This is a genomic window from Nostoc sp. UHCC 0252 (assembly GCF_034931145.1).
In the GTDB taxonomy this organism is placed as follows: domain Bacteria; phylum Cyanobacteriota; class Cyanobacteriia; order Cyanobacteriales; family Nostocaceae; genus Nostoc.
In genome coordinates this window covers 1-21,480 of the sequence record NZ_JAYGHE010000021.1, presented here as the reverse complement: position 1 = coordinate 21,480, position 21,480 = coordinate 1, and the positions used below count along the sequence as shown (strand labels likewise).

Genomic DNA, 21,480 nt, shown 5'->3' with positions numbered 1-21,480 from the left:
TTAAAGTTAACTGACTAGGGCTGTCATTCCTCATTCGTAAGGGTTTTAACTCTATTTACGTTTGTTAACATAATTTGCTTTATTTCCAACGACTTATTTATCTAACTGATATACTCACTAATGTTTAGTCTGTTGCTGACGCAATATAAATTTAAACATTAAGTAGATACATAATGTTACCGTAAGTACATTTCCAAACATGAGGGAAAAATTCCACTCATGAGAAGTAAAAGGATACAACATTCCAATTCCTATGACGACTTCTAGGCTTCCCATTTTAGGAGAATTAAGTTTTTGCTCCAAAAATGCAAATAATAATCCTAAAAGTACCATCCCTATCTGCACACCTGAAGCCCCAAAATTAGCATACATTTCTACCATTAAGGGAAGATTAATCGTAGTAGCATAATCTTTTCTTCCTACATATCTATAACGTCTACCAAATACATTCCCGATATCTTCTGAAGGTTTATCAGGCCATAGAATACGAGGAATAAACTTTGTAACAAAGCCAAAGTAGCTTTCGCCATTCCAATAAGGAATTAATTTAGGAGTATCTGCAATTACTTTTGAAAAGAGTATAATATGTGCTGTTCTAGATATAGCAGAAGCAGTCGAAGACTCTTGTTTTCCTGATTCACCTTCAGGATTAGAGTAGTTTTTTACAGCAATATCTATAAACAATTGAGCCTTTTCTATCGGACTTGCATTAGAGTATGGCCCGCCGAACCAAGTTAACTGACGATACTCACCTTTTACTACATTGAAAGTTAGAAAAAATAATAATAAAGTGCTAATCAAAAAAATCGGTATTCGTTTGTGTTCATAAAAAATAACTATACCCATGAACGTACCTAGAAATCCAATATTAGCTAATGAACCTCCAACAAAACGTTGGAGCAAGTCAAATAGAAAACATGAACCTATAATAAGTTTAGTTTGTGGTGATATTTTTTGACCACGTGACCAGATAATATAAAACATCCCATAACCTATATTCCCAATTGCAGAAGAGAACTGGCCTACAGATGGAACTTTGATAAAGTAAGAAAAAATAATATGAAATACTACTATTAGGCTGAGTGGACTGATAAGTTTACTTAGTGAATAAGCAGGTAATTTAAGATGAGAAACTTTTTTTAGAAAAGAAAATTTCGATGCATAAAAAGCAATAATCATCCCAAGCAACCCTATCAGTGTGAGTTGCAAAGACTGAACAGTAACATAGGTTATAGACCAACTACCAGTACCTAACTTCTCACTAGAAAACATAGGTAAAGCAAAGCTACTGACGTAAAAAATCCCCATTAGCGGGAGAAATGGCATCGGCGGTCGGTTACGATCTAATAGATATTGTATACTTGGGAGAAAACCGAGCCAGAGTATATTCATTGCCAGAATTGCTTTATCACTTGAGAGTGATTCTGGACGGTGTTCCCATAGATAAAAACTACCTACAACTAAACCAAATATAAGCAATAAACAGATTCTTTTTAAATAATTCTCCTGCTTTTTTCTGGCTCGAATAATAGCGATTGCATAATGGTTTTCTGTATGTTCAGTATAATAATTATGCATTGGTTTATTTAACTAGTTCTTTGCTAGCAAGCTACAATTAACTAAATCTTTAATTTGAGTAAGCAAAGAGGAAAAGGCCGACTCATAATTATACTTCTCTTCAAAAGCTTGCCGAGCCGCTAAACACATTTCTTCGTATTTATCTAAGTTATTTAATATATCTTTAACAGCAGACGCAATAGATTCAGGATTATCAGGATTGGCAAAACGAACCCAAATTTCGCCCCCAAGATTTTCTCGATAGTCAGGCTGGTCGCTGACAATCACAGGTAATCCGCAAGCAGCATACTCATAAATTTTATTTGATGCTGTTCCCATCGTTTGATGGTTAATATCTGTTTTCTTGTATAAACATACACCGATAGAAGCGCCCCAAGTATGCGAAGGAAGTTCATTGTAGGGAACTGGCAGAAAATACTTAACACGATCAGCTACTTCATTGCGAATAGCTAAATCTTTCATTAAATGTTTTTCTTCTTCCTGAAGAGGCCCAATAAGTTTAAGTTCTATGGAGTTATCTAAATAAGTGAGTGAATCAATTAATTCCAGCAAAGAATTTTTTATAGAGATAGCTCCTTGTAGTAATATTGTAAGTTTTTGTAAACGTTCCGATATGATATTTTTGAAATTGGGATTTTCTTTGAAATATGTTTTTCTAGGGAAATTGGGTACTATTATTATTTTCCCATTGAAATTTGTCAGCTTTTTGAATAAAAAAGCTCGTTCCTGAGAGGGAAAGACAACAAGATTAGCTTTATGCACCCACTTTCTTTCTGCTTTCTGAACCCATCCTGATAGAGAAGACAGAGGAAATAACTGTCCATTTAGGTCATGGTTATGGTAAATCAGTATAATTGACCGAGCTTGCATCAAATGGGAAAGATAAGCAGCTACATACCCAAAAGCATCATAGGCATATATAAGAGATACATCTTTGAGAAGAAGTCTGGCTTGTGACACAAAATTAATATATTCCCTAATCTTATTTACAGCCGATTGTTGTTCTCGTTCTCTCACTGATGTATATTTGCCTAAACGATGTACTATGACATTAGCTGGATATTCCCAAAAAGGAAGATTTTGATTACGGCCAATCAACACTACATCAAAATATTCTGCTAATAAGTGAATAGCGTTAATTGTAGGAGGATAGTGGTCTGGATTGGCGTATATAAGTATTCCAATGATTTTTTTACCCATTGCTATATCTAAGACAGAGTTAGTTTAGATTTTTAATAAATTTTAAAATTTTGTTTGCCGTTTTAATTTAGTAGGGATGCTCAAAGGCTGATTTAATATTATTATGAATCAGTCAATCTGGCGCTTGCATAGATTTAGTTTAAATACGGAATGTTTCTTCAATAAAGCTGTGGCGTATTTCGCTAGTATAGAATAGCTACACTTGTAAATAAGCATTAGCTATCTTGTCACCATATTCATCCCAAGATAGAGACTTACGTGCTTGTTCCAAAGCATTTATTCCCATTTCATATCGCTTTTCTGAATTTTCATAGAGAAAAAGGATTTTTTCCTTAAGAGCCTCTACATCTCGAATTGGTACACAAAAACCATCAATTCCATCTCGTACAATATCCTCACCACCTGTATTAGTGGTATGAATTATAGGTAATCCACAAGCCATTGCTTGCGGAATCACCATACCAAAACCATCTTCAATGGAAGCTAAACAAAATACTGAACATTGAGAATAGAACCAACGCAGTTGATTTTGAGGGTGTGTCCCTTTGAGAATAATCTGCTGATTGTGGTATTTCTTTAAGAAAGGCTCTATTTCTGGTGTGATTGATCCGACAAGCCATAGTTCGGCATTTGGTAGATTTAATTCATGAAAAGCTTGCAATAAATATTGCACACCTTTACGCAGTGAGAGGCTACCACAATGGATAATTCGGAAAATATTATCTTCTTTAGAAACTGGGTAAAACTCTTCTAAAGAAGTTCCATAAGGAACATGAATTAGTTTGCTTTCTGGGATACCTTGTTCTAAAAAAGTACGTTTAGCAAATAAGCTCGGAATAACAATTCGGTCAGCATCATCATAAGATTTTATTTCTCTATCGTATATTCCAGGATGAGTTTCAGTAAATTTTAAGCCCCATCTTTCATATTCTTCTTCAAGAATTTTTGTTTGATAACGCATGTGGCTACTACCGCGCTCAATTACTGTTCTTGCGCCCAGTTCTTTAGCCCGATGCAGCGACCAGAAGTTAGAGCCTGACCAACCAACAAATAAGTCAAATCCTGGTGATAAACATTTTGTTACTGAGCGATCAAATTCCTCTAAAAACCATAGGTGTAAGTTGCGATCGCCCCTTAGCCGACTTGGTAATCGATACCAAGTACGAGATAAGACTTCCAAATGCCATATTGAATGAATAAACTTGCGATCAATTCCAAATTTAGTAATTGCAAAGGTCGGATAAGTCGAGATTAATTGATGCAAATTACCTTTTTTTTGTAATTGTTGGGCTAAGTTAAATGCATGAAAGCGTCCACAAACGGAAACAGTGACTTTCATTATTTTACTCTGCCTCATGACTATGCGCGATCTGCAAGTCTCTGTCTCGATCGGATTTTAGTTGTTGATAAAGAGTCGCCATTTCTGTAACTCTATCAGTAATAGTATTTTCTAAAGCTTTCTGATAACCTGCTTCAGCAATCAGTTCAATCAAAACCGGATTGTTTATAAGATACTCAACTTTCTGTTTTAATTCTTCAGGGTTGGAAAAATAAACTGCTTCTTTATCTTCTAGAAATAAATTTACTAATTCATGACTCCGCTCACTGAGCATCAGTGTTTTTGTAATAGGAATCTCATAAGTTCTAATATTATGTCCTTCTTCATTCTGCGGACGCAGAATATTAAGACCCATTTTAGCAGAGCCTAAAACTTGAGGAATTTCTTGATAACTGCACATTCCTTGACACAAATCTTTTAAGGATGATTCTTGACAATGAGTATTCCAGTAATTTGACCCCCAAAGTCCTAACCGATAATTAGCGATCGCCTTCAAATACTGCTCTCGTTTCCGGCTAGCATCCCAGTTACCGATAAACGCCACATCATATACTGGGTTAATCTGGCGTTGGGGGAAATGATATTCTACATCGCTACAAAAGGGGTGAAAGAAAGCTTTTTTAACACCATTGTCCTTGAGACGCTTAACAAGTTCTTGGCTCCAAATGAAAGCTGCATCCCATAAGGGAAATCCCCCTTGTACCCAGGAATTAGTGTGAGTATGGTGGGCATCTACCGGATTATCTGTATAGAAGACAAAAACTAACCCATATTGCTGCAAAGCTAAAATGCTGTCAGGATGAACTAAACGAGGTGAAATCACTAAAGTCAAATCAGGTTGAAATTGATTTGCCTTCTCTAGTAATTTATTATTTGCTAAGTTTCCTAGTAATTGCCATGCCAATCGCCAGGCAACTCTACCCCACAATGTACCAGGAGATAAACTGGATGTCGCTTCTTTCCATGTGAAAAGTTGTACCTCACAGCCCAGGGACGAAAATCCTCGACTGTAAACTTCCTCAGTACGCCCTATTTCCAGGTTTTCTCCTACAATCAATACTTTTTTCATTTAAGCTACTTTCACCTGCAAGTAATTTAAGGCTTGTTTGAGTCCTTGTACGTCTTCCTGATAACTCCACTGCTGAATAATTTTCAAACTGCAATCTCCCACAGAAGTAGGGTTTGCGATCGCCCAGCGAATTGACTCTGCCAAAGCCGCCACATCTCCTACAGGAAAAGTTCGTCCATTTTGTCCATCTTTCACCAAGTCAGGCACACAGCCCACGCGATCGCTCACAACTACTGCTTTTCCTGCATTCATCACTTCATTGATTGCCAATCCCCAAGGCTCAAAATCAGATGGTAAAACAAATACATCGCATAAATCATAAACAGCAGGCATTTGCGACTGATTGCGAAAACCCAAAAAGCGAATTGACTCCCAGTTTGTTTCCTTGGCTTGGGCTTCTAGAGTTGGGCGCAAAACTCCATCTCCCACAAACAACAGGTAGGGGTCTGGCTCTTGGATACCATCAGATGAGAGCAATCGATAAGCCGCGAGTAAATCCTGGGGACGCTTGACATCAATTAGCTTGGCAGCATAAAGAATAATTGGTCTACCAGGATCTAGATTAAGCGATCGCCGCAGTTCCTCACGTTTGCTACTAGCTAGCATTGCTTGCTTCTGGAAATAGTCATTATCTACAGCATAGGGTAGGCAAAATAGCTGTTTATCCTCAACTCCATAACTCTTGTAAAACTGACGATTAAAAGTCCCAATGTAGAGAAAAGCAGTTATCTTCTTAAAAAGCCAGCTTAAAAAAACTTTTTTTGCAATTTTTTTCAGTGGATTAGTTAATTCACTTATATTGTTAGACTCTCCCCGAATCAATACTGGAATACCCAACTGGTTAGCTGCCAGCACTGCTTGGATGCTACAAAGCCAAGACCAGCCATGTACCCAAACTGCATCGAATTGTCCTTGCTTCAACTGTTTATAAATATCTTTAGCAAAAGATTGTTGTAAGATACTTTGTTGTTTTTTACTACCCAAGCAGTCTAAAAAATGATAATCGTAACCCTCTGTTAATGGTACATCCCATTCGATTAATCGCCCAAATCCCGCATCTTGGTAAGCCTTCAAGGAAAAATCACTGTAGAAAAACACTTTTAGATCAATTTCTGGATCTGCGGCTATGAGCCGCAACAAAGGAGCTTGATACTGAATGGGATGAGAGACAAAGTAAGCTAAACGTAGCATTTTTTAAAAAAATTAAGAGGTTTTCATGTAATTAAATATTAAACTTTAACTACAAAAAATTTATCTTGGTAAGAATTTTAAGAGCTTATTTTCAGTAATCTTTTCTAATGTGCGATTAAATCCCCAAGACATATATTCTCTAATTAAACTATTTCTAAAACTTGCACCTTCAGGGGTTTTAATTTTCCAAATAGATTCCCAAACCGGATGCTTATCATGTAAGAATCCATGCATGACACTAGGCCATAGATATTCAGAAACATAATGTTGTTTACCAAGGGATATTTTTTCAAAAGACCAAGGATCTAAAGTATTATGTTCATAGGCATATTGACAAATATTTAGTAAATATTCAACATTCCAAATAGCTGGTTGTAATTGACTATAAAATGGGAAATCACTAGGTAGTCGATAAAAATTAATTCCATCAATGTCTACCAGATCATTGCCTAAATATTTATGGTCGTACACAACAAAACTCACACAATCAAGTTGATGTTGGGTGACTATCTTTTCAACCTTAGCAAGATGGGAATTAGATATTTTAACCAGAGGAATCAAATCTTCTAAAACTAGGTAGGCATAATCTAGCTGAGGATATATTTTTTTTATTTGTTTTAACCCTTCATGCAAAACAATCAACCATTGGTCTGTATCAATCGAAATAACATTAGGATAATTGATACTTTTACCATCTGTTAAAAACCAAATTTCTGGATGATTAGGCCAGGTATATTTGAGATATTCAACAAAATCATTGCAGTATTTTTCATACCCGTGATAAGTCAAGATAATCAAAATCATTTTGTTATGTACTTCTACTTTATCTGTCATGGTTATTAAATATTTTATTTTGCCAACAAAATTATTAATTCTGAATATTAACTTAAGTTTAGTAGCTGCAAAATTTCCTTGACTCTATTTTCCCAACTCCATTTATATCCTAATTTTTCTCTCCTCGTGACAACAGCTTGAAGATAAGAGGATCGATTTTCCCAGAGTTCTTCCCAAATCAATCGCAAATTTTCTGGAGTATTTGTGTAATCTATTGGAATTACTAAATCAGAACCAAATATCTTTTCAAATTCAGGATCTTTAGGAGCTTGTCCAAGTATCACTGTGCCGCTAGCAGCAGCTTCAAACCATCTACAAGTTATTGGACTAAATGTCAAAACCCGTTTTGGATTAGTTAACTCTACAGGCCAAGAGAAGGTAAAAAAACTGTGAGCCAGATGCCATGCATATTGTCTGTAATTTTCGCAGGGGTCTAGTTGCGGTTGGAGACCAGTTGTAGTGGTGTATTCGTAATACTTATTAGTTTGCAAACAATATTCTTTGATACTGTTATGAACATTTTGTAGTCGGCGACCATAAGCAGAAAAACTAATTAATTTTTCTTCCTTAGCAACTGGTTTAAATCTATCAAGCTTCACTCCTTGAGGGATGGCATACCATTTGTGTTGTGTTTGTTCCTCCAAAAAGGGAAGCGCTCCATGAAAGGAAGTGATGGCAAGATCCCATTTTGTTGAGTCTAAAATCCGACGAATTGAAGGTAGTTGTCCCTCGAAAGTATCAAAGATGTAAAGGATTTTAACTCCAACATGCCGATCCCAATTTTTGAATAAATCGAGAGGGAAATTTTCTGGCCCCATGAGTATGACCCAAAGAACATCTGCTTTCAGGTCATACTCAACTTTGGGAATAAATTTTCGCAAGTTACCATATCGAGTGCCATGTCCTATACGACTCTCAATAAAAGTTGGTAATTTTCGCTTTGGCATTACTACAGGATGTCCACTCGTAACGCGAATTATTTCCTCCTCAAAATCTCGAAGCATTCCATATTCAAAACCGTTGAGATCAGGATCAGTAAGTACAATATGCTTTAAGTTCATCATCCTTATTAGTCAGGCATCAAATTAGAGCGAAAATAGAAAGTAGTTCAACCATATTTCACTACAATCTGTGTTGCCAACTTTGGTAGATTTCCTCAAAGATATTATCTAATGATTTGGTGAGGCTCCACTCTGGATATTGAGACTGCATTTTGCTCAAGTCGCTGATGTAGCAGATGTGATCTCCCTCGCGGTTTTTATCAACATATTCATACTGCATCTTCTTGCCGCTAAGGGTAGCAATTCGCTCAAAAGCCTCTAAAATTGAGCAACTATTCTGCCTACCGCCACCTAAATTATACACTTCAGCGCAACGGGGATTTCCCCAAAAGGCATGAATGAACCTAGCTACATCCAGGGAATGGATATTATCTCTGACCTGCTTACCCTTGTATCCGTAAACGCGGTAAAGTTTACCTTCCAAATTGCACTTAATTAAATAACTCAAAAATCCATGTAACTCAACACCACTATGATTTGGCCCTGTTAAACAGCCACCACGCAAACAACAGGTTTTTATGCCGAAGTAGCGTCCATACTCCTGTACTAAAACATCAGCCGCTACTTTAGAAGCTCCAAAGAGGCTATGTTTACTTTGATCGATGGAGAAGTCTTCAGTAATACCATTGTAGTAGGCTGGATCGCTATAGTCCCAGCGAGTATCTAACTCCTTTAAAGGGATAGTATTGGGGCGATCGCCATAAACTTTGTTAGTACTCATGTGAATGAACACTGTTTCAGGAACGTGTTGGCGAACTGCTTCTAGAAGGTTGAGAGTACCAACAGCATTAACATCAAAATCATCGAATGGTCGAGATGCTGCTAAGTCGTGGCTGGGTTGAGCAGCAGTGTGAACTACCATGTCAGGTTTTAGGGATTCTAGACAATTGAGAATCCCTAAGCGATCGCGAATATCAAGTTCAACATGCTGAAAGTTTTCATGGTTTTCTAACAGACGTTTTTGGTTCCAACGGGTATCACCAGCAGCACCAAAGAAGTCGGCTCGTTGATTGTTATCAATACCATAGACCTCCCACCCTTCTTTGCAGAAGTAGTTAACAACTTCTGAACCAATGAGACCAGAAGAACCTGTAACAAGTAATTTATTCATTGTTTTTTATTTAATTCTTATCTATAGGTGTTTTTGATGTTTAAAGGGCAAACTCTGGCTATTGCAAGCTGAAAATAGCCAATCTGATTTAGCTAAAGTAAGTTTACAATAGTGAGCAATCTTCTTCTAGTTTTGCAACACTTGACGATATAACTCTATGTATCGCTGTGCCTGTAATTCTAGTGGGTATTCCTTCAGAGCGATCGCCCGGCAGTTTTTACCCATGCTTTGACGTAAATTTTCGTCTTCTAATAGCTGTACAATGCCATTACAAAAATCTTGGGCATCTTCTGGTTGAGCCAAGTAACCAGTTATACCTGGACGCACTATGTCAGGAACGCCACCAACTTTAAAGGAAACTGTCGGTGTACCACAAGCTGCTGCTTCTTGAGCTACTAGGCCAAAAATGTCAGCACGGGTGGGAAAAATGAACAGATCGGCGGCAGAATAGGCAATCGATTTGAGGCGATCGCTGCTGAGATAACCTAGATGGATGTTTGATAGCCCTACAGCCTTACTTAAGCTTTCACTATGCTTACCGAAAGTTAGTAGTACAATTTCTGCTTTGAGAGATTCCGGTAACATTTGCAAAGCTTTGAGGAGTAAATCACCACCTTTACGATAATCATTGATATATTCAGCCCCGAAAATCAGAACTTTTTTAACACTCGGTATCCCTAGAAGAGATTTACATTCTTCGCGGTCTAGGGGCTGATAGGCTTCGGTATCAATACCATGAGGAATGTGGTGAATTGGGAAGCGGTTCAGCATACTCTGCTTCGCTTGCTCAGTCAAACATTTACTAGGTGTCACAATAGTTAGATTTGAGCGGCTATAAGCCCAGTTTTTCAGTTTCCACTCTAAATGGGTATTATCTATACCAATAACTGGGTAAGTATCCGGGTAAGGGCATTTACCACAACCAAATTTCCAGCGATCGCATTCATAACTATAAATACAATGCCCTGTAAAACCCCACATATCATGGAGGGTAAAAATAGCTGGTTTCTCTTTAGTTAATGATGGAATCGCCAGATAATTAAAGTATCCGTTATGAATATTGTGAAAGTTTAGTATATCTGCTTCTTTGTAAAATTGATGCTTAGGAATATCAAAGGTACTGAGGATGTTGACATAGTTTAAACCAAAACGCCAACTATAGCGATTTAGTTGCTTTGCGATCCGGTGTGTATTTGGGGTAGCGGCTACGCGATCGCTGCTGGTTGTGACTGTTCCCACTAGCAATCGTGAATCAATACCCTGAGCTAGCAAACCTTGGTGTAGTCGGTAGCCTGCGATCGCAGCACCACCGACAATATCTGATTGATTAAAATGTAGTACATACATAGAGTAAAACTCATTTTAAGAGTTAAAAATTAATTCATATTACCGTAAATCTATCTACCAAAAAGTGCTGTAATGCTGATTTATTTGGTCAATTTAAGACAAAAACGAGCGCTTTTTTCTAAAAATTTATAGAGCGAACTAGGTAAGAAAAAAGTGGTACGCTCCTTCCAAGTTAAACGATGGTTTTTCCCCAGGTTTCTCCAGATATGCCATTTTTGGATCAAAGGCATACTACTAGCACGGGCTTTAATCATCTCCTCTAGCTGCACCTCTTGTTCACTAAAGGTAAGGAAAAACAAGCGCGTTAGTAATACATCTAACTCAGTAATTAACATTTTACTTGGTGTTAATGTTGCATTTACTGGAGGTATAGTAGCTGCACGCAAGTATAATTTTTCTAGATATTTTTCCCAGTTAGTACTTGTATGGGTTTGGGCAATTTTGCTTTGAGTCGCTTTTCCTAAACTGAGTCGAAATTCTTCATCTTCGGCTAAACGAGATAGAATCGCTGTATATTCTTCAAGATTAGGCGTTCTAATTAAATTGTCATCTAGACCAGGTGCATCTGCACCATAGACGGCAGATACATCAGAGTAGGGATAACGACTTACCAAAGGCACACCATAGCTTCCCGCTTCCAATAATGACGTGATAGAAGTATATGGGAAAGAATCAACATAGATATCAGCAGCTTGGTAAAAAACTTCAGTATCTTGCCGTTCGGGGAAAATTTTAATTCTTCCCTTTACTCTCTCAACTGCTGCTGACCAATCTTCGCTATTACCTGGGCCAATGACTACTAAAATAGCGTTGTCGTATTTTTCCAAAAATGGAACGTGTGCATCCCCAAAGTTAATTCCGTCAATTGTCTTGTACTTAGGCGCTCTAGCGATGGAAAGCAATAGCAGGTTATTTTCGTCAAAACCAAGCTTTCGTTTCGCCTCCGCACGAGAAAGGGTTCTCTGGGTGGAAGGTAAAATAATCGGTAGTAGTGCGATCCGTTCAGCCTCAATGCCTCTGCGTTCTTGTGATAGGCGCATTCCAGCAGAGCGGAGATTAATCACAACATCACTGATACTTGCTCCCAACCAAAAGCCGTGGTCGGCGTGATCCAAAAATAGAATTGGCGGAGATTGTTCTTTATTGGCAAAGGCAATGATGGGAATCGCATCATCCGGGGATATATGCAGCACTACTATATCTGCTGATGCGGCAATTTGGCGTAGTCGTTTTGCTGCCGAGACAAATCCGAATATCTCACTCAACGTATACAAATTACCGTGACTATTCAGCACTGCGTCTCTAAGGATGCTGGGCACATCAAGAAGTGGCTGCCGTGTCAACACAAGGGAGTGCGAACTCTCAGTATCTTGCTGAATCCAGCGCCAAATCATTCTACTAAGTCCACCGATGCCCTTGACCCCAGTAGCAACATGCAGTATTTTTCTGGGTTGATCGCGCAATAAGGAGTTTTTACTGGGATAATGGCTTTTTGGTATAGCTTTTTGTCCAATTGTTAGGAGAACTTGCTCAAGTTCTTGGCTAACAAAAAGACCGCAATGACGCCTAAATGCATAAGAGGCTGCCACATCTGCATACACTGCTGCTGCGTCATATTTACCCTGCTGTGCAAAGTCTTCTGCCTGAGTTACTAAGTTGCGAAAGACCTTGAAGTGTTGTTGAATATAGCAGCTAGTTTCTTCTCCCCAAAGGCTGAGAGGATCATTATTGATTGTCTCCATTATGATTTGGTATCCAAAGTGGAATGGTTATTTTCCTCTCCCTAGAGTCACAGAAGAGAGACGTATTAAAAGCTATAATAATTAATCTAAATAATCAAAATTTAACGAAAATTTTTAATGACTATTTACGCAGAGTGCAGAGGAATAGGGATTGGTTCAACCCATGCATTAGGCAAAACCTCGAATATTTTACTCAAGTAATCCTTATCAGCTTTAATCCCTTTACTTAACAAGTCTCCAACTAACTCAGCGTGCTTGATATTTCCATTCATTGTATTCAGCCATACGCTTCCTGGATGAACTCTGTGAAAATAAGGAGCATTATGCAAAACTTCTAGTTTATTATCTTGAGAAAGCCAAACGTAGTTAGCAAAAATCACATCTGCTGCTAAAACTTTAAAGTCTCTGTATGGTAAAAGAGCATTTAAGAAATTTATTTTGTTAAAAAAATAATTACCGTCATTCATAAATGCTCCAAACCTCTGAACATTGAGATTAGAAAACTTCTGAAAATCTATTATTTCTCCACTTAAAGCTCTAAAATCAAAATTTGGGTAGGCAAAACTAGGGCAATATATTGTATTTTCATTCCAATTTGGCAATTTGAATATGGCATTAATATATTGACTAAAGATACTATTGTCACTATCCAATAAAATTACCCATTCATTGGTGCATAAACTTACAACCTGGATTTTAGTTCTCAAGATTCCTATATTTTCTTCTCGTCTAAAAAGCTTTATTTTTTCACTAAACCGTGAGAGATTATCTACTAAACTTTGAAATTCCTCTTGACTAGAACCATCATCCAAAATAACTATTTCTTTAATTCTTTTATCTTTTAAAATGTTTTTTAAGGTAACGTGAATTTTTTTTCCTCTTTCATAATGAGGAATAGCTACAGATATACTTCTATCACTATTATTTTCATAAGTTGAATCAAAATTTTTAATATAAAATGATGAAAAAAGCAATGGATTGAGCGCTTGAAAAATTTTATATTGAATTCTTTCTAAAAGTCTCATGATTAAGATTAATTACAAATTATCAAAATTGATTCAAATTGAAGCTATTTGTCTGATTACCTAGATACTATTTGATTAGTTCCAATATACTTAGAACTTAAGCTTTATAAACTTTTTTTACGGACTCAATTACATATTTTCGGAAGTTCCAGTATAACCATTGGGGCATTAATACATCAATCCAACCAATTTTACCGAAGCCATTCATTTTGATTAATTTAGTCCAAAAGCGGAACCGTTCAGCAAATGGCATCATGTTCCATTTCTTGAGATTTTCCGGATCGATTTTGTCGTGACCACAGGCATGCCAAAATATACGTGCCAAGAAAACATCCGGCTCACCAAGAAACATTTCATCCTTTTGATCTAACTTTGCAGTTAAGCGAGGTAAACTTGTAGCTCTGGCGTAGATTTCTTCCAAAGAACTCTGCCAGTTGCTTCCCAGATGCTCATCACAAATTTGCTTTCTTGTAGCCTCTCCTAGAGAAAGTCTATATGCCTTATCCTCGACCAAACGAGACAGGATTGTTGTGTACTCCTCAAGATTGTTCGCACGAATCATATTGGCATCGATACCAGGTGCATCAGAACCAAGTATGCCGCAAGCGTCAGAGTAGGGATAGCGAGTTACTAAAGGTACACCATAGCTTCCGGCTTCCAACAGTGATGTGATGGAAATGATCGGAAATGAGTCCACGTAGATATCAGCTGCTTGGTAAAATACTGCTGTATCTTCCCGCTCTGGAAATATTTTGATTCTTCCTTCTGTCCGCTCGACTGCTGCTGACCAATCCTCGCTATCACCTGGGCCAATTACTACTAAAACCGCATTGTCGTATTTTTTTAATAATGGAATATGTGCATCAGCAAAGTTTACTCCGTCAATAGTCTTATATTTTGGTGCCCTAGCAACGGAGAATAGTAGAACACTATTTTCGTCAATATTAAGCTTTCGCTTCGCTTCGGTTCGAGAAAGTGTCCTCTGAGTGGGAGATAAAATAATTGGCAGTAGTGCAACACGCTCAGACTCAATACCTCTACGTTCTTGTGACAAGTGCATCCCAGAGCAACGGAGATTAATTACCATATCGCTGATACTGGCTCCCAACCAAAAGCCGTGGTCGGCGTGATCCAAAAATAGAACTGGTGGAGATTGTTCTTTATTGGCAAAGGCAAGGAGTGGAATCGCATCATCAGGCCATATATGTAACACGACAAAATCTGCTGATGCCGCAATTTTACGCAGTCGTTTTGCCCAAGAGAAAATACCACCAATTGTGCTTTCGTTCAGTGAGTATATTTTGCCGCCACTGTTGTACACTGCATCTCTAATAATAGAGGGTACATAGCTTGATGCCTGCTGGGTCAAAACAAGGGAATGAGAACTCTCGGTATCTTGTTCAATCCAGCGCCAAATCATTCTACCCAGCCCACCAATACTTTGTACTGCACTAGCTACATGCATCACATTTCTTGGTTTCCCTGGCAATTTGTTATGCCTGGGATAAATTTTTGCTGGTATAGTTTTTAGCCCAATGGTGTGAAGGATATTCTCTAGCTCAGGACTAACAAAAAGACCACTATGCCGCCAAAACCCATACAAAGCAGCCATTTGTGCATATACGACAGCTTCAGCATGCTTGCCTTGTTCTGCTAAGTTTTTTGCTTGAGTAATGAGGCTGCGGAACACTTGGAAGTTTTGTTGAATCAGATGGTTGCTTTTTTCAGGTATCAGGCTGAGTGCTTCATTAGTCTTAATTTCCATAGAATATCCTTATGTTCGGTTTCTGCGATTCCGTATGCTTCCCACTTTGTTGGCGGTTGATTTTCAGTGAAATCGTTTCATCCCTTTAACAAGAAAAAGCAATTGACAAAGCGATCGCACGATGGTTTGGATTCATGCGATCGCGTCTTTTATAGTACTAGACAGAGAAGCCAAACTTCTGGAATGGAAGCTTATTTATTACTTCCATCTTGCCAGTTTTTACTTCCACCTTCAACAGTGATTTCAGGGCTTTATCTTTTGCACTATTGTCAGTATAAAGTGCATACAACTCATCCGAAGGAGAAATGGCCAAGTCATCAACATCATTGGCAGTAGTAGAGCCGTCTTCAAGTTTTAGTGGAGTCAGTCTATTGATTTTAACTTTGCCGGTAAGACTAGCTTTTTCCTTAAGGTTAAAACTTATTAACCTGGTGCCAATTTCTGAGGCAGTCTCAGTGGCAAAAATATTCCCTTTCGAATCTTTGCATAAATTAGCGTAGCGATGGTTCAAGTTTAATTCGGGTAGATCGAGTTCATCTTTAGAAGAAATTCTACCTGTTTGGGAATTGATTATTGCGAAGTAAAAAGGTGGGATACCCCGATTTGCTACCAAGCACAAAAGTTGATTCTTGGTACCAGGAACCCTTAGTAAACTTTCAACAGTCTGATTGGGGTTCTCAAGTCCTAGTATTTTTTTACTTCTGAATTTAGGGTTCTTAGGACTTCCCGTAGCAATAAGGAGATAGTTTTGATTACCATCTTTACCGCTAGAGACTGTAGATACTACAATATTTTGATCTCCATCCACTATCGCTTTCGTAATCCGGTCAGATTCAGCAGAAAATATGGCTTGAGATTTTTTAGGTACAGTCGATGGGTTGTCAACAGATAGAGATGGCGTTTTGACGTTAGAAAGAACTTCTTTGTTCTTTAGTTTGGCAGTCTTCAGTTCCACTGGTGGAGTTTGGTTTTCCCGATTTTGAGCATTGGATTCTCTCGGAACGACGTTTACTCCAAAAATATCCGGGTCGCTATTCTTGCTATTCTGAGCAAGCGCTTTACTAGATATTTCGGCAACAATAGTGGAAGTCAAACTGGCAGCTAACAACTTTCCAAATTGGCGGCGTTGTAGTTGTGTCATTCTTGTACTCCTTGTGGCATTTTTTAAGGAACAATGAGGTTTGCATCTGGTGCCAAGGGTTTGGCTCCCATATCTGCTAAAATATTGACGGTTGTTTGCTTGACGCGAATATCTTCTCGAGCTGGGCTAACATCATCACTGTCTAGCCCCCATGACCACTGATTCGTACCACAGGCAAAGACTTTAGCCCCACTACTGGCGGTGTAGCGTGTTGAGTGGGCTTTTGTAAAATCCTGGTTTGAAGGGAGAGTTTGTTCTCCAGATGGTTCGTCGAAGGTTGGTAATAAAGCAGCTGGTGTGACTGTCGACTCAGACAAAGTGACTAGACCAGGAGGAGTCGAACCATTATTAACAATAAAATCCCATTCATAGCCCACTAGCAAATTTATCTGATCTCCATCCTGGAGTCCCGTATTTGCATAATAAGGATCACTGCTGTTGGTAACAACATAATTAAAACCACCGTAAAGATTTGAGGTGTCGCTACCATACATTATTCCTAACAAAGCGTTTTCTGGTCGCTGGTTTTGGACGCTGCGAAATTTATTAGTGGCTGCTGATGCTCCCTGTTGCTGGACGACTGAATCCAATGCCCAATCTTGTTTGTAGCAAGCCATCACCCGGTTGGGCTTCACCGACCCAGCAGCGAGAGTAGAATTTTCAAACCTCACTCGCCAATAGCAAGTATTGGCAGAGAAAAATCCCAAACTAATGCCGGCATTGCGGGCAGCCTCGACATTATCGCGCATTTCTTTAGACCAGTACTCATCGTGACCTACAGATAGGAATACTTTGTGATTGAGCAAACTTTGTGCGTTGGTGTGAACTCGCATGTTGTCGGTGTATGTAACATCGTAACTTTGAGATTCTAGCCAGCGCACCATATTGTATTCCCATCGCAGAGGTGTATCGAACTCGTAAGACTGTTGTGAAGTTGCCTGAGAGAAGGGCCGGTCATAGGAAACTTTGTAAGCTCTCTGGCCACCAACGCTGTTAAAGCTGTACAGGCTGTAACCCCCTGTCGTGTTATAAGCAAGGACACAAGAAACGGCGCTTTGGAACGAAATATCAGCAGTGCTGCTATCATCGCGGACGACAAACCACACATGCGCTACTTTGCTGCTTGCTTGGTCAGTCAGCTTGGCGACGTACATACCACTAGTCCAGTTATTGTTTACCTGCAAGACGTAGGAAGTTGTCCAATTACATTCGAATAGTCTGGTATTAGGGTCGAGAGTACCGCCAGATTGAGTCGTGCCATTGAGTGGTCCACTGCTTGCCATCAGTCTTCCTCCCGTACCACCGTAGTAACCCAAGCGGTACACATCGATGGTATATTGTCCGGCTTGTCCAAGAGAAACCTTAATGTCCAGAGATTCCCCTTTATTGACACTAGTCGCCGAGGCATAGCCAGCAATTTCACCATTACCCCGGTTGTCAAGCTTCCAGTTAGTCGTGCCAGGATTTAGGTTTTCTTTATAGATGGGATTTTGGTCTTCCAGAGGTATAGTTGCTGAAGCCAAGAAGTCTATACTGCCGATGCCTACTGCTGTCGCTCTTACTACCACCCCTCCAGGCCCAGTAGGTACCGATCCTAATGTCAAGATCGTACTTGCTTGACCACTAGCATTTGTGACTGCACTAGCGGGCGAGACTGATCCCCCGCCACTGGTAACGGCAAAGTTTACCGTTACCCCTGACTGAGGAGTATTTTGAGAGTTTACAACTTGCACGACTAGGGGGTCGGGCAGAACTGTGCCCGTTTCACCATTTTGATTGTCTCCACTGACTTTAATTAAGTTACTGCCAAAGACAAAGGTAATGTCACGATAGTAGTTACTATTCCGGTAAGAACTGGTTGGGAAAGAATTCGGGTTCGTATTATACACCCCATTGTTGCCGTCTGCGACTGAGCTAAGATCGCCATTGACTATGGAACTGGCCAGTTGCTCATAAGTGATGGCGTAATAGGCATTTGCGTTGACAGAAACCACATAAGTCGTATTAGCTTGAATGCTGATTGGCGTTTCTAGAACCTGCTCCTGCCAGCCAGAAGCCGTCTCATTAGCAAAAGTGACGCTTGCCAAGAGCGTTCCCGATGCCGCCCATATTTTGCCAACATGAGTTCCTGTCTCGCTAGAGGCTTTCCAGAAGCGAATTGCGGAAATCTGCCCCCCTTTTGCACTGCGGAATTTCATCCCTAATTCATAGGGAACGTTATCAGTAAGATTTGGAGTGCTTGGTACTTGTGTCGTCAGGATATTTTGGGTGTTTCCTGAAGGACTAGCAGTAGCTGAAAAGGTAACACTACCGACTCCGGCTGCGGTGGCGCTTACACTATTCGTTACAGGCAGGGTTGAGCCAACAATAGATCCCAAAGTTAATATGGTGCTAGCCTCACCATTGGCATTCGTTACTGCACTTGTGGACGAGACTGAACCCCCACCACTGGTAACGGCAAAGTTCACCGTCACCCCTGACTGAGGATTTCCAGCACCGTCTTTTACCTGAACAACCAAGGGGTTGGACAGCGTTGCTCCGGCTGCACCAGTCTGATTGTCGCCGCTGGTTTTTGTAATGGTCGGCAGGGAAACAACTACAAAGTCGATGTCACGATAATAGTTAGTATTCCGGTAGGAATTAGTTGGGAAGCTTCCAGGAGTTCCATTAAACACCCCATTGTTGCCGTCCGCCACTGAGCTAAGATTGCCATTGACTATGGAACTACCCAGTTCATCATTAGTGAAGGCATAATAGGAATTTACATTGACGGAAACCACATAAGTCGTATTAGCTTGAATGTTCAGTGGTGTGGTTAAAGCCTGATTCTGCCAGCCAGAAGCTGTCTCGTTAGCAAAAGTGACGCTTGCCAAGAGCGTTCCCGTTGCATTCCATATTTTGCCAATATGTGTCCCTGTTTCGCTAGCGGCTTTCCAGAAGCGAATGGCGTTAATTTGTCCGCCTGTATTGCTGCGGAATTTCATCCCTAATTCGTAGGGAACATTATCAGTGTTATTTGGAACACTTGGCACTTGATTGGTAAAAAGGAGAGTCATAGCTATTTCCTATGAAGTTTAATTACTACGGATGACTAAAACGTTGCCACGATAGGTTCTCATACCAATTTGAAAAAAGAATGTCATAGATGGATAGGGGCACAATAATGTTCTCCAGGAAGAATTAATGTGTCGCAAAAATTATTCAAATTGGTATAAGTTTGTCGCCTCCAGTAGAGACACCTCTGGAGGCAATTTCCACCAAAGGAATTTTTTTCCTTAAACTTGACAAGCCATTTTTAAAACTTTTACCACATAATCCTGTTCCTGTTGAGTCATTTGATGAAACAGGGGTAGTAGGACAGTACGATCTTGTGCTTGCTCACTCTCAGAAAGGCGATCGCACTTTCCAAATTTACAATCACAAGCTTTTGGCTCAACTCCACATGACCAAGCTTCAGTTTGATAAGCACTTTCACGGTGAGCGCACATAATCCCGCGCCGCGTGGCAATGCCAGCATCTAACATTTTCTGCATGACTTGTAGCTGGTCATATTTCTCTGTTAGCCGGACACAAAAACTCTGCCAGTTACTCTTTGCCCCATTTGGCTCGGTCGGTAACTTTAATCCCGGCACATCTGCTAGTTTTTCTTGATATTGTTGTGCCAAATAACGCCGACGTTCCACAATCTCTGGAAGCCGTTTGAGTTGTTCTCGCCCCACTGCTGCTTGGATGTCGGTCATCCGGTAGTTGTAACCCAGCATGGGATATGACTCAAATATTACCTGCTTTGCACCGTGGCGTACAGTATCGGGGACGCTCATTCCATGTTGCCGCCAGAGGCGAAACTGTTTATCCCATTCAGGATTATTTGTGGTGAGCATCCCACCGTCACCAGTGGTAATTACTTTGCGGGGATGGAAGGAAAAACAGGCAATGTCCCCATGCGGCTTACCAATTTTCTCCCACTGTCCATCCCAGAGAATTTCACTGCCGATCGCACAAGCTGCATCTTCAATAACTGGTAAATTGTAACGGCGGGCAATTTCTAAAATGGCTTTGAGGTCGCAAGGCATCCCGATTTGGTGGACAATCAGAATGGCACGAGTGCGATCGCTAATCACATCTTCGATTAACATCGGGTTGATGTTGTATGTTTGTGGTTCAATATCCACAAACACTGGTATTGCACCGCAGTAGCGAATACTGTTGGCAGTGGCAATATAAGAATGGCTGACAGTAATTACTTCATCCCCAGGCTGTACACCAACAGCTAACAATGCTAAATGCAGTGCCGTAGTGCAATTTGAAACAGCACAAGCATACTTTGCGCCTACATAAGCAGCAAACTCTTGTTCAAATGCTGCAACTTCAGGCCCTTGTGTCACCCATCCAGCTAAAATCGGACGCTTTGCAGCTTCTGCCTCAGCTTCACCCATCCAGGGTTTAGCAATTGGAATAGTTTGTATTTTTTCAGACATTGCTTGCTTCCTTTGTTAGCTTTTGTTCACGCCACCAACTCACCAACCGCTTCAATCCTTCTTCCAGCGATACCTGCGCTTCAAAACCCAGTAAATTCTTAGCTTTGTTCACATCTGCCAAGCGGCGCTGCACAGGGTTGACTTTACGTTCTGCTCCGTATTCCGGCTGCAAATCTGACCCCATGACTTTTGCCAAACTATAAGCTAGGTCGTTCAAACTACTTTCTACAGCACTGGCAATATTAAATACTTCATCAGTGACATCTGCTTTGGCAGCTAAGATATTTGCTCTAGCAATGTCTTCGATATACACAAAGTCCATTGTCTGCTTGCCGTCGCCAAAGATTAATGGTGGTTGACCTGCGACGATACGCTCCATCCAACGAATCAACACCTCAGTGTATACCCCGTAAATATCCATACGCGGCCCGTAGACGTTGAAGTAGCGCAAACCTACATAATCTAGCCCATACATATCATAAAAACTACGTAATAAGCCTTCATTAAAGACCTTGGCGGCACCGTAGATGGTGCGGTTATTGTAGGGGTGATGAGATTCTGTTGTTGGAAATTCCTCAGCCATACCATATATAGAAGCA

16 protein-coding genes are annotated in these 21,480 nt (G+C 39.9%); all 16 read right to left on the bottom strand.

Annotated features, from left to right (window positions below):
* Positions 1 to 117: 117 nt before the first annotated feature.
* Positions 118 to 1,578 (bottom strand): hypothetical protein, encoded by a 1,461-nt coding sequence (locus VB732_RS14540; RefSeq protein ID WP_323231573.1) that lies wholly within the window; start codon positions 1,576 to 1,578, stop codon positions 118 to 120.
* A gap of 12 nt (positions 1,579 to 1,590) precedes the next feature.
* The gene (locus VB732_RS14535) at positions 1,591 to 2,778 is read right to left on the bottom strand and encodes a glycosyltransferase (RefSeq protein WP_323231572.1); all 1,188 of its coding nucleotides are present in this window, start codon (positions 2,776 to 2,778) and stop codon (positions 1,591 to 1,593) included.
* A gap of 196 nt (positions 2,779 to 2,974) precedes the next feature.
* Positions 2,975 to 4,117 (bottom strand): glycosyltransferase family 4 protein, encoded by a 1,143-nt coding sequence (locus tag VB732_RS14530; protein WP_323231571.1) that lies wholly within the window; start codon positions 4,115 to 4,117, stop codon positions 2,975 to 2,977.
* Positions 4,118 to 4,121: 4 nt separating this feature from the next.
* A complete protein-coding gene (locus tag VB732_RS14525; RefSeq protein ID WP_323231570.1) occupies positions 4,122 to 5,186 on the bottom strand; it encodes a CgeB family protein in 1,065 nt (354 codons plus the stop codon).
* Complete coding sequence (locus VB732_RS14520) at positions 5,187 to 6,377, bottom strand: glycosyltransferase family 4 protein (RefSeq protein WP_323231569.1); 1,191 nt, start codon at positions 6,375 to 6,377, stop codon at positions 5,187 to 5,189.
* Between the two features lie 60 nt (positions 6,378 to 6,437).
* Complete coding sequence (locus VB732_RS14515; RefSeq protein ID WP_323231568.1) at positions 6,438 to 7,211, bottom strand: hypothetical protein; 774 nt, start codon at positions 7,209 to 7,211, stop codon at positions 6,438 to 6,440.
* A 47-nt stretch (positions 7,212 to 7,258) separates the two neighbouring features.
* Positions 7,259 to 8,275, bottom strand: coding sequence for a glycosyltransferase (locus VB732_RS14510; protein WP_323231567.1), 1,017 nt, complete (start codon positions 8,273 to 8,275; stop codon positions 7,259 to 7,261).
* Positions 8,276 to 8,333: 58 nt separating this feature from the next.
* Positions 8,334 to 9,383: an NAD-dependent epimerase/dehydratase family protein gene (locus VB732_RS14505; protein WP_323231566.1), complete on the bottom strand. Its 1,050-nt coding sequence runs from the start codon at positions 9,381 to 9,383 to the stop codon at positions 8,334 to 8,336.
* Between the two features lie 126 nt (positions 9,384 to 9,509).
* Entirely contained in the window at positions 9,510 to 10,730 is a 1,221-nt protein-coding gene (locus VB732_RS14500; protein WP_323231565.1) for a glycosyltransferase family 4 protein, read from the bottom strand.
* An 80-nt stretch (positions 10,731 to 10,810) separates the two neighbouring features.
* Positions 10,811 to 12,472, bottom strand: a complete 1,662-nt coding sequence (locus VB732_RS14495; protein ID WP_323231564.1) for a glycosyltransferase family 4 protein — start codon at positions 12,470 to 12,472, stop codon at positions 10,811 to 10,813.
* Positions 12,473 to 12,597: 125 nt separating this feature from the next.
* Positions 12,598 to 13,497 carry a glycosyltransferase gene (locus VB732_RS14490; protein WP_323231563.1) on the bottom strand — a complete coding sequence of 300 codons (900 nt, stop codon included), beginning with the start codon at positions 13,495 to 13,497 and terminating at the stop codon, positions 12,598 to 12,600.
* Positions 13,498 to 13,594: 97 nt separating this feature from the next.
* Positions 13,595 to 15,262: a glycosyltransferase gene (locus tag VB732_RS14485; protein ID WP_323231562.1), complete on the bottom strand. Its 1,668-nt coding sequence runs from the start codon at positions 15,260 to 15,262 to the stop codon at positions 13,595 to 13,597.
* Between the two features lie 157 nt (positions 15,263 to 15,419).
* Entirely contained in the window at positions 15,420 to 16,403 is a 984-nt protein-coding gene (locus VB732_RS14480) for a hypothetical protein (RefSeq protein WP_323231561.1), read from the bottom strand.
* 23 nt (positions 16,404 to 16,426) lie between these two features.
* Positions 16,427 to 19,459, bottom strand: coding sequence for a N,N-dimethylformamidase beta subunit family domain-containing protein (locus VB732_RS14475; protein ID WP_323231560.1), 3,033 nt, complete (start codon positions 19,457 to 19,459; stop codon positions 16,427 to 16,429).
* Between the two features lie 219 nt (positions 19,460 to 19,678).
* Positions 19,679 to 20,881: a DegT/DnrJ/EryC1/StrS family aminotransferase gene (locus VB732_RS14470; protein ID WP_323231559.1), complete on the bottom strand. Its 1,203-nt coding sequence runs from the start codon at positions 20,879 to 20,881 to the stop codon at positions 19,679 to 19,681.
* A partial coding sequence (locus VB732_RS14465) for an NAD-dependent epimerase/dehydratase family protein (RefSeq protein WP_323231558.1) occupies positions 20,874 to 21,480 on the bottom strand: 607 nt, incomplete at its 5' end. The genes VB732_RS14465 and VB732_RS14470, both read right to left, overlap by 8 nt.

Excerpts from the sequence above, each read along its gene's own strand:
- VB732_RS14540 (WP_323231573.1), bottom strand. The coding sequence starts at position 1,578 with ATGCATAATTATTATACTGAACATACAGAAAACCATTATGCAATCGCT.
- VB732_RS14535 (WP_323231572.1), bottom strand. The coding sequence starts at position 2,778 with ATGGGTAAAAAAATCATTGGAATACTTATATACGCCAATCCAGACCAC.
- VB732_RS14530 (WP_323231571.1), bottom strand. The coding sequence starts at position 4,117 with ATGAAAGTCACTGTTTCCGTTTGTGGACGCTTTCATGCATTTAACTTA.
- VB732_RS14525 (WP_323231570.1), bottom strand. The coding sequence starts at position 5,186 with ATGAAAAAAGTATTGATTGTAGGAGAAAACCTGGAAATAGGGCGTACT.
- VB732_RS14520 (WP_323231569.1), bottom strand. The coding sequence starts at position 6,377 with ATGCTACGTTTAGCTTACTTTGTCTCTCATCCCATTCAGTATCAAGCT.
- VB732_RS14515 (WP_323231568.1), bottom strand. The coding sequence starts at position 7,211 with ATGACAGATAAAGTAGAAGTACATAACAAAATGATTTTGATTATCTTG.
- VB732_RS14510 (WP_323231567.1), bottom strand. The coding sequence starts at position 8,275 with ATGATGAACTTAAAGCATATTGTACTTACTGATCCTGATCTCAACGGT.
- VB732_RS14505 (WP_323231566.1), bottom strand. The coding sequence starts at position 9,383 with ATGAATAAATTACTTGTTACAGGTTCTTCTGGTCTCATTGGTTCAGAA.
- VB732_RS14500 (WP_323231565.1), bottom strand. The coding sequence starts at position 10,730 with ATGTATGTACTACATTTTAATCAATCAGATATTGTCGGTGGTGCTGCG.
- VB732_RS14495 (WP_323231564.1), bottom strand. The coding sequence starts at position 12,472 with ATGGAGACAATCAATAATGATCCTCTCAGCCTTTGGGGAGAAGAAACT.
- VB732_RS14490 (WP_323231563.1), bottom strand. The coding sequence starts at position 13,497 with ATGAGACTTTTAGAAAGAATTCAATATAAAATTTTTCAAGCGCTCAAT.
- VB732_RS14485 (WP_323231562.1), bottom strand. The coding sequence starts at position 15,262 with ATGGAAATTAAGACTAATGAAGCACTCAGCCTGATACCTGAAAAAAGC.
- VB732_RS14480 (WP_323231561.1), bottom strand. The coding sequence starts at position 16,403 with ATGACACAACTACAACGCCGCCAATTTGGAAAGTTGTTAGCTGCCAGT.
- VB732_RS14475 (WP_323231560.1), bottom strand. The coding sequence starts at position 19,459 with ATGACTCTCCTTTTTACCAATCAAGTGCCAAGTGTTCCAAATAACACT.
- VB732_RS14470 (WP_323231559.1), bottom strand. The coding sequence starts at position 20,881 with ATGTCTGAAAAAATACAAACTATTCCAATTGCTAAACCCTGGATGGGT.